This window comes from Pseudomonas sp. EL_65y_Pfl2_R96 (genome assembly GCF_963970905.1).
Lineage (GTDB): Bacteria > Pseudomonadota > Gammaproteobacteria > Pseudomonadales > Pseudomonadaceae > Aquipseudomonas.
The window spans coordinates 1-449 of sequence record NZ_CAXAQH010000361.1; the positions used below are offsets into that span (position 1 = coordinate 1).

Annotated in this window: 2 protein-coding genes; both read left to right on the top strand. The window is 61.5% G+C overall.

Going from position 1 to position 449, the window contains the following annotated elements:
• The coding region (locus tag AACY49_RS31040) for a nickel-dependent hydrogenase large subunit (RefSeq protein WP_339528150.1) at positions 1 to 114 on the top strand (114 nt) is incomplete at its 5' end.
• 14 nt (positions 115 to 128) lie between these two features.
• Positions 129 to 449 (top strand): hypothetical protein (locus AACY49_RS31045; protein WP_339528148.1); only part of this gene is annotated, 321 nt, incomplete at its 3' end.

A 449-nucleotide genomic window follows, 5' to 3' on the forward strand; every position in this document is an offset into this window, starting at 1 on the left:
ACACGTCCGCTCGAAATCCTGCGCACGATCCACAGCTTCGATCCCTGCCTCGCCTGCGCGGTCCACGTCGTCGACCCGCACGGCCAGCAGCTCATCAACGTGAAAATTCACTGAATTCGGAAGCAACGATGGAATCTCGCGACTCATCTGATCGACGTTTGCGGTGGCGACTGGGCGCGGTAGACCTCGAGCAACCCAAGCTTGTGGTCAGCCTTGTCCTGATCGGCCTGTTGTTCGACCTTACTTCTGCGATCGCTCGGCCAACCCACGGCTACGGCGACCTGATCGATAGTTACTGCATCGATCGTGGACGTTTGCGGGTTCGCGCCCACCAGGGGCATTGCGCGATGTGCCTCCACCTCGGGACCTTCGACAGCGCGCCGGAGCACCGAATCGAGCCGATTTGGACGGAATTCGACCGTGGCCGCGCCGGCGCCGGTTTCGATTTC